This is a genomic window from Bacillus tequilensis, assembly GCF_012225885.1.
Taxonomy (GTDB): Bacteria; Bacillota; Bacilli; order Bacillales; family Bacillaceae; genus Bacillus; species Bacillus tequilensis.
Window position 1 is genome coordinate 1,926,133 of the sequence record NZ_CP048852.1, and the last position, 16,199, is coordinate 1,942,331.

Here is a 16,199-nt window from a genome sequence, read left to right on the forward strand (position 1 = left end):
TTTGAAGGCGGCTGGCGGCAGCCGCGGCATTCGTGCCGGGACTGCCGCTGCCGGCCATGATTAGAAATCCAATTCGATTGAGCTTGCGAGATGTTTCCTTTTGTTCACTTTTTCGCTTAATTGAATGTCTTTTAAAGGAATGGATGGGTTTCGTAAAATCGCCGAGAGGATCATGACGTAATCCTTGGCCAATACAGCAATGGTTTTCTTTTTAAATAGCTTCGTGCAGTAGTCAAAGCTGCCTTGTATCTCATCTTGGTCGTCCATTACAAAAGTCAGCTGCAAATCAAATTTAGCTGTAGCATTCGTTTGTTCATAAGGTTTGACGGTGAGAGAGTCTATTTCAATATCCGTTTGTTCCGTATTTTGCAGGACAAACATCGTATCGAACAATGGATTTCGGCTTAAGTCCCGTTTTACACCCAGTTTTTCTACTAGTTCTTCAAAAGGATACTCTTGATTTTCAAAAGCCTTCAGCATTGTTTCTTTCGTTTCAGTTATATAGTCCATAAATGTTTTTTCCGCCATCGGAGCGGTACGGATGGCTAATGTATTGACAAACATACCGATGATGGATTCCAAATCCGCATGCGGTCTCCCTGCAATAGGCGTACCGATGACGAAATCATCCTGACCGCTGTATTTAGCCAGCAGTATGGAATAGGCCGAAAACAAAATCATATAAGCGGTGGAACCGGTCAAGTCTTCCAGCTGTTTTATACCTTGGATCACAGTCTTATCGAGCGTGAAATTGTGCCGCTTCCCATCGAAGCTTCTTACCGGCGGTCTTGCAAAATCTTTCGGCAGCTCGAATGACGGCAGTTCTTCATGAAATACACCGAGCCAATAATCTTCCTGCTTCTTGATTCGTTCTTTCTGTTCTTTTTGATGTTTCCATTCCGTAAAGTCTTTGTACTGAATACGGAGCGGAGCTAACTCTTTGCCGTCATACAATTGAATCAGCTCTTCGACAAAAATATTCATGGAGGCGCCGTCTGTAATGATGTGGTGCATGTCAAACATGAAAATATGCAGGTCTTGTTCTAACTCGATGAGTCCGGCCCGAAGTAATGGAGCCTGGCTGAGATCGAACGGCCGCACGAAGGCGCGGAAACATTCCTCAACCTCGTCAGCTGCTGCCTTGTATCTTTCAATAGAAAACTCCACTTGCGGTTTGATCACCTGCACCGGCTCTCCGCGGACCATTTCAAATCCTGTACGCAGCGATTCATGACGCTGGATCAATCTTTGGAAAGCAGTTTGTAAGCGATTTATATCAATTTTTCCTTCTAATGTAAGGATTCCCGGCATATTGTAGCTGAGTTCGCCGCCTTCAATTTGTGTTGATAGGTAAACCATCTTCTGTACGGAGGATACAGGATAAACATCTTTTTCTTTGGCAGCCGGAATATAATCCGTCCCGATGTCTTCAGATTCCGTAATGATCTTTGCCATTTCTTCAACTGTCGGACATTGAAAGACCTCTCTCAATGAAATGTTTTTGTTGAATTGCTTATGAATTTTGGCGATGAGCGTCATCCCCCGCAACGAGTGGCCGCCCAAATCGAAAAAGTTATCTTTTACACCTATTTCTTTTACCTTCAAAACGTCTTGCCAGATGCATATCAGCTGCTTTTCCATATTCGTCCTCGGAGCAACGTAGTCGGTTCCTGTATGCAAACCTGCTTCAGGAATTGGTAATGCTCTTCGATTTACTTTTCCATTAGAGGTCAACGGCAGTTTCTCTAATTGGATAAAGTATGAAGGGATCATGTATCCCGGTATTTGTTCAGCGAGTTTTTCTTTCAGCTGACTGATCGAGAGTGATTGCTCCGCTGTAAAATAGGCATATAAATCGCTTTGGCCATCTGCATTTTCTCTGGACAGAACGACTGCTTCCTGTACATGCTCGAAGCTCAGCAGAGCAGCTTCCGCCTCGCCGAGTTCAATCCGGTAACCGCGGATTTTGACCTGATGGTCCCTCCTTCCAGCATATTCAATGTTTCCGTCAGGAAGGTAACGGGCCAGATCGCCTGTTTTATACATCCGTTGATTCGAGTCATATGGGTGCGGAACAAAAGTTTCGAGCGTCAAAGGCTCCCTGTTATGATAACCTCTTGCTAAGCTGACCCCTGAAATACAAAGTTCGCCGACGATTCCGACAGGCTGAAGCGTTCCGGCTTCATTCAAAATGAAAATCTCCGTATTTGAAATCGGTTTGCCGATCGGCTGCAGCTCCTGATCTGTATTCGGATCAACGGTATACATGGTCACGACATGCGTCTCCGACGGACCGTAATGATTATGCAATGTGACTTGATGGCGTGCCAGCATGTCGCGCAGCATCCTTGTTACGATGAGCTGTTCTCCCGCAGCGATGATGTGATCCATGCATTCGGCAAATGGTTCGAAATAGTGTTTCTCCGAGGCAAGAAGCTTAAGGAACGCGGTCGGAAGAAATGCTGTTTGTATCCTGTGCATTTTGACAAATTCATTGAGCTGGCGTATTTCCCGTTTTGCCTCATTGCTGATGATACAGAGTGTTCCTCCGCTTGAAAGCGCGGAGAACATTTCTTGATAGCAGACATCAAAGCTCATTGCGGCAAATTGCAGCACTCTGTCAAAGCGAAGCTGCGTATGATCCTGCTCATAAGCGAGCAGATTCGTCATCGTCTTATGCTCAAGCTGAACTCCTTTTGGCTTCCCTGTTGTACCAGATGTGTAAATGACGTACATTAAGTCATTTTCCGAATAGAAAAGATTAAGATTGTCTGTCCCGCCCTGATATAGCAACGGATCATCAAGCAGAAGCACTTCCCCTTTAAAGAGCGTCGGAATGGCATAACCCGCGCCAGACAAAAGCACACTGGCGCCGCTGTCTTTCAACATAAAAGCCCGCCGTTCATCAGGAAGTTCCGGATCGATAGGTAGAAATGCTCCGCCCGCCTTTAATATGGCTAAAATGCCGATGATCATATTTGCTGAGCGATCCGTGAGAACGGCAACCACCTGATCAGTGCCAACACCCTTATCTTGAAGGATGCGCGCCAGCTGATTGGAGCGTTCATTCAGCTGACGATAAGTCAGAGTCTGATTTTCAAACATGACGGCTTCATGGTCCGGGTTAAGCGCAGCCTGCTGCTCAAAAAGTTGATGAACTGTAGTCGGAATTCGTGTTCCTGCTGCAGTATCGTTAAAGAGTTTCTGAATGTCACTATTCTCTTCTTGGGTCATCATATCCAAACAAGCCAGCTCGGCCTCAGGCTGTTTGATAATCGAATCAATCAGCTGCATAAAATGCCCCATCATGCGTTCGATCGTTTTGGGTTTAAACAGAGCCGTCAAGTATTCCATCGTGAAGTGAATACCCGACTCTTCTTCCACAGCCGTTAAGGTTAAATCAAATTTAGCCATCGTATGTTCGCTTGGATATGGTTTAAAAGTTACGTCATTTATCTCTAGCTGTTCCTGCTCCGTGTTTTGAAGCACAAACATGGTGTCGAACAATGGATTACGGCTCAAGTCTCTGGCGATATTCAGTTGATCGATCAGCGCTTCGAACGGATAATCTTGATGCTCATAAGCTTTTAATGCGTTCTCCTTCACCTCGGACAGATACTGAGTGAACGTCTTCCCTTTTTCAGGGTAATTTCTCATCGCCAGTGTATTCACAAACATTCCGATAATGGGTTCCAAATCGGCATGCGGTCTTCCCGCTATAGGGCTGCCGACAATAATGTCTTCCTGGCCGCTGTATTTTGAAAGCAACAATGTATAAGTGGCAAGGAGCACCATATATAAAGTAGATTCGGTTTGGGATGCCAAATTTTTTAATCCGTCGCTTTTTTGCTTATCAAGTGTAAAATGCATCGTGGCTCCCGCAAAATCTCGTGATGACGGCCGGATATAATCGGTCGGCAGATGAAGGACAGGAACGTCGCCGCTGTAAAGCTCTAACCAATAGGGTTCCTGGTTTTGGATCTGCTTTAACCGCGATTCTCCGGTCTGCCATACTGCGTAGTCCTTGTACTGGATGCGCAAAGGCGGTAATGTCTCTCCTTCATATGTCCGAATAAATTCTCTAATCAATACGCTCATGGAAGTTCCGTCAGAAATAATGTGATGCATATCAAACATGAGAAGTCCGCGGTCAGGTTGAAATTCAATCAGCCCCACGCGAAGCAGCGGCGGCTCCTCCAGATGAAACGGACGAATAAATTGGCGGATATAAAGGTCCGCATCATTTTCTACTGCCTGATACCACTCTACTTCGAACTTTGCCTGATCTAAGACATACTGAACAGGTTCTCCGCCGGTCATTTTAAAACCGGTGCGCAAAGATTCGTGACGCTGAATCAGCGTGCGGAAGGCTTGCTGCAGTTTATCACGGTCAAGCTTACCTTCGACAGCCATCAGTCCCAGCATGTTGTAACTGAGTTCTCCGCCTTCCAGATGATTAAGAATGTACAATCGTTTTTGAGCCGAGGATACCGGATAATAAGGTCTTTTTTCAATTGCAGGAATGGCGGCATACCCAGTTAGCTCAGTTTTCGTGATTTCCCGCGCGAGCTGTTCAATGGTTGGGAAACGGAACACGTCCCGCAAAGGAATTTTGACATGCATTTGCTTTTGTATTTTTGCGATAAGCGCGGTTGCACGCAGAGAGTGTCCGCCAATATCAAAAAAGTGATCTCGAATCCCGACTTGCTCTAAGTCGAGAACATCCTGCCAAATAGCTGTCAGCTGGATTTCTGTCGGAGTCTGCGGCGGGACGTACTCTATGCCGCTGTCACGCTTTTTGACCGGAGCCGGCAATAACTGGCGATTCAACTTCCCGTTTGGCGTCAGCGGCAGCTTATCCAGCTGCACAAAATGAGACGGTATCATATATCCCGGTAAATGCCGGGCCATTCTTTCGCGAAGTTCACTGATCTGTATTGGCTTATCCGCAGTATAGTATCCGCATAGGAAATAATCTCCATCCGCATCTTTAAGGGCAATTGCGGCGGTTTCTTGAATATCAGGAACGTTAAGCATGACCGCTTCGATTTCACCGAGCTCAATTCGAAAACCGTGAATTTTCACCTGGTGATCAATCCGGCCGATAAATTCAATATTTCCATCCGGCATGAGGCGGGCCAGATCACCGGTTCTATACATTCGGTCCGTCGAGACAAACGGATCGGCAGAAAATTTTTCATCCGTTAGTTCCGGCAGGTTCAAGTAACCCCGCCCGACCCCGTCCCCGGCAATATACAGCTCGCCTTGAACGCCAGCCGGCTGCAGCCGTTTTTTTGAATCAAGAATGTACATGCGGTTTCTGCCTAACGGCTTGCCTATCGGAACATGAATTTGACTGCGTGCCCAAGCCTCGGCAGAAAATTCTATGTTGAACAGGGACGCGTCTACGCAAGTTTCTGTAGGCCCATATACATTGGTGATCGCAGGCGCATCCCCAGGCTTGCCGAATAATTGCATGAATTTATTTACCGTCGTTTTGGAAAGAGCCTCTCCTCCGATTAACAGATGCCGAAGCGGGACTCCCTGCAAATCCCCTGCAGCTATCAAAAGCTTTAAGTGAGCAGGTGTTCCGTCAGTTATATCAATGCAATGCTGCCGATAGTAATGGCATAATGCTGCACCGTCTGACACGACATCCTTGGGAACAATAAACAAGGTATGACCTAACAGCAAGGAAGCATACATCTGCTGAACAGAAGCATCAAAATAATATGGGGCGAGCATGGCTACATTCAGCTCCGTCTCATAGGCAGAGTATACTTGGCGGCTCAGCCCTTCTATCAGGTGAATGACCTGGCGATGTTCAATTAACGTGCCTTTAGGCTTGCCCGTCGTGCCGGAAGTATAAATGGCGTAGGCCAGTTGACTCGACTGATAAGAGAGCGCAAGGCCGCTGCCTTTTTCATGGTAGGCATGTTCCTCCATGAGATCGATACATGTTCCTGGGAAGTCGATACCATCCGGAAGCTTCCCACGATAAAGCAATACGCTGAGACTTGAATCGCTCAAAATATAACGAATGCGTTCAGACGGAGAATCAGGATCTATCGGCAAATATGCGCCGCCCGCTTTTAAAACTCCCAAAATGCCTACCATCATCTCCAGCGAGCGTTCAGTCATAATGCCGACAAGCTGATCCGCCCCCACTCCTTTTGCCCGCAAGGTTCGCGCAAGCTGATTAGCCCGCCGGTTCAGTTCTTCGTAGGTGAATTGTTTACCCTCGAATACAACCGCTGTATTGTCCGGCGTACGATGCGCCTGTTCCTCGAACAACTCATGAATCGTTTTTTCACGCGGGTAATGCATGTCATTAGACTGAAAGCGGCTGAGCATGTGTTCTTTTTCCTGCTGAGTCAAAAGCTCCAATTCTTCTATTTTGACAGACGGCTTCTGTAATACTTGCTGTATGATCTGTTCAAAATGTCCGCGGATCCGCTCCATTTCTGATTTTTCATATTCGTTTTCATTAAAACCGAAATGAACGGCCAGCTGTTCGCCAGGTATAACAACCACATTCAAATCATAATGGGAGTGTTCCTGCATATGAAAATTCGTGATGTTCAGTTCCGTATCATAATGACCTGCCTCTTCAACCTGCTGCCCGATCGGATAGTTTTCAAAGATCAGTATGTGTTCAATTAGGTTTTGCTTCTGTTCCGTTTGGGCCTGAATTTCGAATAAAGGATAGGTATCGTACGATTGGGAAGCCAGAGCGTTTTGTTGAACCATTTTCATCGTTTCTGCAAAAGAGCTGTCCTCATCGCAGCGGATGCGAACCGGAATGGTATTGATGAACAGGCCGATCATCTGTTCCACATCAGGAATTTCCGCCGGCCTTCCCGACACGACACTGCCAAAGACGACATCCCCAGACCCGCTGTATTTCTGTAATAAAACTCCCCATAACGTTTGGATCAACGTATTTAACGTAACCTGATGCTGATTTGCGATCTGCTGTAATTGTTTTGTCTGTTCGTGATCAAATTGGCAGATCACATTGGCATAAGCGTATTCTTTTTGTTCATGCTGCGGTGTTTTATGAAGAAGCGCGGTTTCACCTTTATATCCTTCAAGATACTCGCTCCAGTACCGCTTTGCTGCTCCCTGATCTTGGCGGTCAAGCCACTCAATATAGTCGCTGTAAGGAGCGGCGGATGACGGTTCTGTTTCCCTGCCTTCCTGTAAGGCGCTATAATGATCAAACACTTCCTTCGTGATAAGAGACAGGCACCAGCCATCCATAACAATATGATGGAAGCTCCAAATCAAATGATATTTGCGGTCTTCCATACGAAAAATCGCTATGCGCATCAGCGGATCCCGAGCCAAGTCAAATCCTTTTGCCTTATCTTCTCTTTGATAGGCTGCGATTGCATCCCCTCTCAGGTGCTCCTCTATATCACGCAGATCTGCAAAATGAATTTGCGGTTTTTGCGTTTTATAGACAATTTGTAAAGGAGTATCATTCCAGCCGCTGTAAAAACGGGTTCTGAGCACGGTGTATCTTTCAAATAATCGTTCAAGGCTTGCTTTAAACCAATCAATCTTTAACTCTCCCTGCAAATCGAACGATGCTTGTTCAAAATAAGAACTTGAGGCCTCGTCCAGCAGGCTATGGAAGAGCATTCCTTTCTGCATCGGAGTGAGCGGATACACGTTTTCAATCTCACCTGTATGCGGCAGTTGAAGGAGAAGCTGATCCAATTCGTCAATGGACATGCCTTTTAACAAAATATCGCTTGGCGTCAGTTCCGATTGTTCTTTCTGAACGCAATGCGTAATGATGGTCCGCAGGCGGCTTTGAATCGTTTCCGATAACCGCTTGATTGTTTCTCTTGCGTACTGTTTGCTGCTGTAGCTGATCGTAAGCTTCAGCTGACCCTCGGTGATCATTCCGTTTATATTCAATACATATGGTCTGGTTTGAGCGCCGCTTGAGTCTGAACCGCAGGAGTAAGAAGATAATTGAACCCTATGCTGCTGTAAATCTTGGTCAAACTGCCCCAGGTAGTTAAAGCTGATCTCAGGATTGAGTTTCGATGGCATTCCGCCGCTTAAGTACCTTGCTATTCCATATCCGATCCCTTTATGCGGAATTTGGCGCAGTCCTTCTTTGGTCGTTTTGATATAATCAGAGATTTCTTTGCCTGGCTGCGCGTGCAGCACAACCGGGTACAGACTAGTAAACCAGCCGACCGTGCGCGATATATCCATATCTTGAATGATCTGTTCTCTTCCGTGTCCCTCTAAATGAATCGGAATCCGGTCAAGCCCCGACCAATGGGATATAGAAAGACCGAGAGAAGTTAAAAGCAAATCATTTATTTCCGTGTTATAAGCGCGATTCGCTTGTTTTAATAAGAGCTCCGTTTCCTCTTTCGTCCATTCCGCAGTTGCTGTTTCACTGTCTTTTGCAGTTGTATGGGTTTCCTGAAAATCTGTAGGCAGCGGTTTTACTTCGGTTTGTTCGATCTTTGTCCAATATTCCTGTTCTTGTTTTATCGTTTCACTTTGCGCATATTCTGAAAGTCTCTTAGCCCATAATTGGAAAGAGTCTGTTTTTTGCGGCAGTTGAATCACTTGCCCGTTCTCGGCTTGCTTGTAGCCGCTCACGAGATCCTCCAGTAAAATGCGCCATGATACCCCATCTACAATCAAATGATGGATGGCAATGAGCAAATGATCCCCATCTGCACATTGAAACAACCCGGCTTTCATTAACGGCCCATCACTTAAACGCATACTGCTTTGTATCTCATCAGCCTTGGCTTCAATTGTCCGCCCCGGATCGGAATCTTCTTTCAGGTTCAGGACTTCTAAGTGGTACAGCCCGCTTTGGGCGATCTCTGCATTCTGTGCTTCGTATCCATTTTCCGTAGTCCGGAACGTCATGCGGAGCGCATCGTGATGTTCAGCAAGCTTTCGCAGGGTTTGACGAAGCGGCGTTTCCTGAAAACCTTCCAGCGCATGCAGCATGACGGCTTGATTATAATAATGCTGATCTGTCGTTATGTGATCGAAGAACCAATGCTGAATAGGAGTCAGGCTGACTTTTCCTTTGACTTCACCTTGATCGGCTATACGCAGATTCTGCTTGATATGCGGACTCAATTCTGCAATTGTTGCATATTGAAACAAGTCTTTGATTTCCATTTTGTATCCTTGCTGATTTAATCTGGAGGATACTTGAATGGATTTAATGGAATCACCGCCTAGATCAAAGAAATTATCAAGAATACTGACGTTTTCAGCGCCTAATACCGATTCCCAGGCAGAAACTAATATTTCTTCCGTTTTTGTCCGGGGAGCTTTATACTCTGCTCTGTCCTGCAGCTCGAAATCCGGAGCCGGCAGCTCTTTTTTGTTTATTTTTCCATTAGAAGTTAAAGGCATTTCATCAAGCTCGATAAAATAAGCCGGAACCATATAACTCGCCAGGCTTTGAGACAATTGTTTTCGGAGCCGGGCTGCCGTTACTTGCCCGCTGCTCACGTAATATGCACACAATTGTTTAAACCCGTGGACATCAACTCTAGCTGTAACGACTGCTTTCTTGATCGCTTCTTCTTGAAGCAGTCCCGCCTCGATCTCGCCTAATTCGATACGATAGCCTCTGATTTTCACTTGTTCATCTATTCTGCCCGCATATTCAATGTTTCCGTCCGCCAGCCACTTCGCCAAATCTCCGGTCTTATACATCTTCGCTCCGGGTTCAAACGGGTCATCGACAAATTTCTCTGCCGTTAATTCGGGACGGTTCAAATATCCTCTTGCCACACCGGCGCCGCTGATATAGATTTCTCCCGGCACTCCGATCGGTGCGGGTTTCATATTCTCATCAAGAACGTAAATGCTCGTGTTTGCCGCAGCGGTTCCGATCGGTACCGATTCCCGTCTGTCCTTTGCGGCATCATAACGGTAAATCATGCAGCCGACAACGGTTTCCGTCGGTCCGTACTCATTGCATATTTCAATCCGGCCTTCGAACTGTTCATGAATGCTGCGGGCTAACCGGGTGCTTAAGTTTTCCCCGCCCACAATCATTCTTCGGACAGCCGTTTGATCGGCAATGTTCATTTCTTTCAAAACCTGCAAATGGGCCGGGGTCAATTTAATGATATCCACCCTCGGGTCCTGCACAATCGATTCAAGCAGAGCTGTTTTATCCTCTCCGTCATAGACGATGATTGCATTGCCTGTGACAAGCGGTGTGAAAATAGAAGTCACCGTCAGATCAAAAGAAATTGACGAATACAATGGGAAGTTGGCTTTCTCGCCTTTTACATAAACTTCTTTCGCCCACCAAATATAATTGGTCAAACCTCGGTGCTCGATTAGTACGCCTTTTGGACGGCCTGTGGAACCTGACGTATAAATGACATATGCCAAATGGCTTGCATCACTTATCGGCTCAAGGTCAGAGGCATTGTGGTGATACGACTCTTCATCATCTAGTAAAATTGTGACGCCTTCATAGGAAAGCTGTTCCCTGACATCTCGCTGCATTAAAACGATTCCGGCTTGGGAGTCATCCAGCATATACTGGATGCGGTCTTGCGGATATTCCGGATCTATCGGGACATAGGCGCCGCCTGATTTTAAAACGGCAAGGATCCCGACCACCGATTCGATACTGTTTCTGCTGATGATGGCCACAGGCTGATCCGCCTGCACTCCCTTTGCTCTTAACGTTCGCGCCAATCGGTTGGCCCGCTTATTGAGCTCTCCGTACGTGAGCTGCCTGTCCTTTTCAATGACAGCCGCTTGATCGGGCGTACGCTGCGATTGCTCTTCAAATAATTGATGAACCGGCGTCTGCGGAAACGGCGCGGCCGTGTCGTTAAGCGTCTTCAGAAGGGTTCTTCTTTCGCCTTCCGTTAACAATTCCACTTGATCCACCCGGATATCCGCATCTGTCACGACTTGATGCAGGATTTGCATGAAATGTTCCCGAACCCGCTCTATGCTTGCCCGATCATACACATTTGCATTGTATTCAAAAGAGATGTTCATCTCGTCGCCCGGTATAACGGTCAAATTAAAATCATAGTTCGTCTGTTCTTCCATTTGTACGTTGGAAATCGTGATGGATGTTCCGTTTTGGCGGCCTATGCTTTCCATATACTGATCAACCGGATAATTTTCGAATATCATTAAATGTGTAATTAAATCTTGCTTTTGCGTAGTACGCGCTTGAATATCGTACAGCGGGTGCGTCTCAAATTGTTGAGACGCTACAGCCCTTTCCTGCGCCTCTTTCATAAGCTCGGCAAACGTTGTTCCGGCTTCACATCGGAACCGGACGGGAATGGTGTTAATGAATAAGCCGATCATCGTTTCCACGTTTGGAATTCCAGCAGGTCTTCCGGATACAACACTTCCAAACACAACGTCACGGCTTCGGTTATATTTCTGCAGCAAAACCGCCCATGCCGTCTGCAGCAGCGTGTTCAGCGTGACATGGCGTCTGCCGGCCGTCTGCTTCATTTTTAAAGTGAGATCGGAGCTTATGTCACACGTCACTTTTTCCGGAACGTATCGTCCGTCTTCCGCTGCATGGTGATCCTTAGGAAGGCCGGTTTGCTCTTCATATCCCTCCAAGTACTGATCCCAATAAGCCATGGCCTCTTTCGCATCTTGCTGGCCGAGCCATTCAATATATTGACTGTACGGAGTAATGGACGATTGTTCAGGCTGCTTTTTGTGAAGCAAGGCAAAGTAATGCTCGAATATTTCTTTTGTAATCAGCGGCAGGCACCAGCCGTCCATCAAAATATGATGAAAACTCCAGATAAAACGGTATGTCTTTTCAGCTGTACGAAGAATGAGTAGCCGCATTAATGCGTCTTTCTCTAAGTCGAAGCCCCGCATCTTATCTTTTCTGGCATACTCCTGAACCATCTCTTCTTTTTGTGATTCCTTCATCTCGCGTAAGTCAATGAATTCAAACCCGATCTTTTTCGTTTTGAATATGATTTGCAGCGGCTGATCTTTCCAGCCTCTGTAAAAATTCGTCCGGAAAATATCATATGTTTGCGATAAGCCATCCAAGCTTTTCGAAAATGCATCAATATCTAAATCTCCATCCAGATCAAATATCGTTTGCTGAAAATAAGCACTTGAATTCGGGTCAAACAAGCTGTGAAACAGCATCCCCTTCTGCATCGGTGTTAATGGATAAATATTTTCCGCCTCGCCTAATTCACGCGTCTGCTCCAACAGCTGTTCCAGTTCGTCTATTGTGATGTCCTTTAACAAGATGTCACTTGGTGTGAGGGAAGTCTGCTGCCGGCTTACGCAATGCGCAATTACTTCTTGCAGACTTTCTTTCAAGTTCCGGGCAAATTGCGCCATAGTCGATCTTTCGTATTGTTTGCTGCTGTAGCTCAGTGTCAGTGATAATGTCCCTTCAGCAATCATGCCGTTCAAATCAAGCACGACCGTTCTCTTTTGGCTTTCATTCATCGATACCCCTGTGGAGTAAGGTGATATGCGCAAAGCTTGATGATTCAGGTTTTGATCAAACTGCCCCAAGTAATTAAACGATATTTCCGGTTTCAGCTGCAGGCTTTCGGCTTCCGGACGCCCGGATACATATTTGATAATGCTGTAATTCATGCCTTTCTCAGGGATACGGCGCAGCCCTTCTTTCACCGTCTTAATCCGCTGCGACAAGTCTTTTCCGGCTTTCATCCTCAGTACGACAGGGTATTGGCTTGTAAACCATCCTATCGTGCGGGAAATATCCGCATCCGGGATAATTGGTTCTCTCCCATGCCCTTCCACATTCACGACAATGTCTTCCATGCCTGTCCACTTGTGAACGGCCAGCCCTAACGAAGTCAGCAGCAGATCATTGATATCCGTGTTGTAGGCGCGGTTCGCTTGTTTTAATAATTGCTCCGTTTCCTCTTTTGTCCATTGAATCGTCACTTCTTCGCTGTCTCTTAATAATGGACCTTCGCTTATTTTGTCCTTAGGCAATGGCTGCGGCTCCGTGCTTGAAAGCTCGGCCCAATAAGCAATCTCCTCTTCCATGTCAGTTTCTTTCGCATATTTGGACAATTGCTCCGTCCAGAATGTAAATGAATCAGTTTTTTGCGGAAGCTGGATCGTTTGTCCGCGCTCTGCCTGCTCATAACCGCTTGCAAAATCTTCGAGTAAAATGCGCCATGATACTCCGTCAATCACCAAGTGATGAATTGCAATCAGCAAATGATCTCCGTCGGGGCATTGGAACAAACCAAGCTTCATCAAAGGCCCCCGGTCTAATACCATGCTGCTTTGAATCTCATTCGCTTTGTCGGCAATCGCTTGAGCTGGATCGGTTACCCCTTTATAATTCATCACTTCCAGATGGTACAATTCACTTTCATCTGTTCCTGTAATTCGCGGAGCGTATCCATCTGGCGTTTTTTCAAAAATCATTCTTAAGGCATCGTGATGTGAGGCGATCCGTTCCATCGTCCGGCGAAGCGGCTCCTCTTTAAATCCTTCCGCCGAATATAACATGACGGCCTGATTGTAATGGTGTGCTTGCGGCATTTTTTGTTCAAAAAACCAATGCTGAATCGGGGTCAGGTTTGTCCCGCCGTTCACTTCCTCTTGATCAGCCACCCTGCCAACCGGCACTACAAACTGACTAAGTTCAGCAATCGAAGGGTATTTAAACAAATGCTTCATATCAACCTTGTATCCGGCTTGATACAATCTGGAAGACACCTGAATGGATTTAATCGAATCTCCTCCAAAATCAAAGAAATTATCCATAATTCCTATACGCTCTGCCCCTAATACTTCTTGCCAGATAGACGCCAGCAGTTCTTCTATTGTGTTCCGCGGGGCTATGTATTCGTTATCTGTCTGGGTATTTTCTTCAGCAGCAGGCAAAGCTTTCAGATCAAGTTTTCCATTGGAAGTGAGCGGTATCTGTTCCAATTGGATAAAGTAGGATGGAATCATAAAATCCGGCAGTTTACGGGATAATACGTCTCTGAACTGCGCAGCAGTCAAAGAAGGATCGCCGACATAATAGGCATACAATTGCTTGGCTCCGTCTTCGTCTTCCCGCGCAACGACTGCAGCTTCACGAACATTGTCCAGAGTACACATGCCTGCTTCTACCTCGCCGATCTCGATACGGTAGCCGCGAATTTTCACTTGATGATCGATCCGTCCTACATATTCGATTCTTCCATCTGGCAGCCATCTGGCGAGATCACCCGTTTTATACATCTTTTGACCAGGGAGGAGCAAATGCTGAACAAACTTTTCTTCCGTTAATTCAGGCTGATTGAGATAGCCGCGGGCGACTCCAGCTCCTCCAACATACAGCTCTCCCGGTACGCCGATCGGCTGGATTTGGTGGTGCGATCCTAAAATATAGGTTTGGTGGTTGGCTACCGGTTTGCCGATTGTGATCTGTTCATCATCAGTCTGAACAGGATGAAATGTAGATACCACACTGTTTTCTGTCGGTCCGTATTCATTATTGATTCGAATGTGAGGCTGCAGAGAATACAGCTTCTCAACTGTATCTTTTTCCAGCTGCTCACCGCCTACAACAACATGCTGAACATGAATGAAGTCGGCCGCGTTCATCTGTTCGACCATCGTTTTCAGAAGACGGGGAGAAGTTGAAAAATGTGTAATCCTTTCTTGTTTCATGGCATTTTGAATGGCGAAAAGATCTTTATTCTCTTCATTTGGCAAAAGGTGCATAGTTGCACCCGAGATGAGCGGGCCGAAGAAATTTAAAATGAATGCATCAAAAACATAGGGATACAAGACAAGCACGCGATCCTTGGCAGAATGATTGAAAAACGCCTTTTTCCACTGAAGCGAGTTCACAATGCCTCCGTGTTCAATCATGACCCCTTTCGGCTTTCCTGTTGTGCCCGAGGTGTATATAACATAGGCTAAATGGCTGTGTTCCGCTATTGGTGATAACAATGAGCCGTCCGCATGGTAAGATACTTCATCATTCAGATCGATCGTTGGGCCGTCAAAGGTGAGGCTGTTTTTTAAATGATGCTGAACAAGGAGAACGTCCGCATTCGCATCATGAAGCAAATATTGAAGCCGCTCTTTTGGATATTCAGGGTCCAGGGGCACATAAGCGCCCCCCGCCTTCCAAACGGCTATCATAGACACAATCATCTCTAATGAACGATCAGCCAGAATAGCGACTAACGTATCGGCGTGAACCCCGCAGTTACGCAATGTTCTTGCCAAACGGTTCGCCTTTTCATTCAATTCCCTGTACGTCAAATGGGCGTTTTTAAACTTGACCGCCGTATGTTCAGGCGTTCTTTCTGCTTGCTCTTCAAATAATTGATACACGGTTCTTTTCCCGGAGAAATCTCTGCCGGTTTCATTAAAATCAAACAATAGCTTCTGTTTTTCCGCTTCCGGTAAGATTTCGGCCGTATGGATCGCGGCTTGAGGCTGAAACAGGATCACAGACAGCAGCTGATCCAAATGGGATACAATTTGCTCCATATAGCGTTCATCATAAAGATTGCCGTTATAAAAAAGCTGCAAATGAATCCCGTTGTTTTCCAAATCAAAGTGAAACAGCGTATCGGCTGCAATGTCTTCTTTAAATTGCAAAGAATGAATTTCGTTAAGCGAAACGACGGTATGAATCAGCGGCAGATGCTCCTCATTGTATTGCACGTTTAGATGCTGAACCATTTTTCTAAACGGCAGGCTTTGATTTTTCAGCGAATCAGTAACGGCTTCTTTCAGCTGCTCGAAAACGGTTTTAAACGTGCTCTGACTTGAAAGCGTATTTTTCAAGAGAACAATGGTGTTAACGGCTGACTGGCTGCTTTTTTGCTTCGATACCGTTGGAATGCCAAGAATCAGGCTCGTTCGATCTGTATATTTATACAACAAGCATTCAATACCTGCCAATAAAATCAAATAGGCAGCCATTTCAGATTGATTAGCCATTGTCATGATTCTTTGAGATACTTCCGGAGATAAGGAACGGCAGATGCAATTTTCCTGATAGCCGGTACGGGCCAATGGCGCTTTGTCCGCTGCTTTAAAGTAAGGGAATGCGCTTAGGCTGTCCTCTTCACCAAACAGGTTATCCCAGTACGTTTCTTGATTTTTAAATGCCGACATTGGAGCACCTCATTTTATATAATTTAAAGAAATAATGCTTTTCC

1 protein-coding gene is annotated in these 16,199 nt (G+C 46.0%); it reads right to left on the reverse strand.

Annotation, left to right across the window (positions count from 1 at the left end; all coding sequences use genetic code 11):
- Positions 1-60: 60 nt before the first annotated feature.
- On the reverse strand, positions 61-16,155 hold the full coding sequence (locus G4P54_RS10410; RefSeq protein WP_167872603.1) for a non-ribosomal peptide synthase/polyketide synthase: 16,095 nt from the start codon (positions 16,153-16,155) through the stop codon (positions 61-63).
- Positions 16,156-16,199 lie beyond the last annotated feature (44 nt).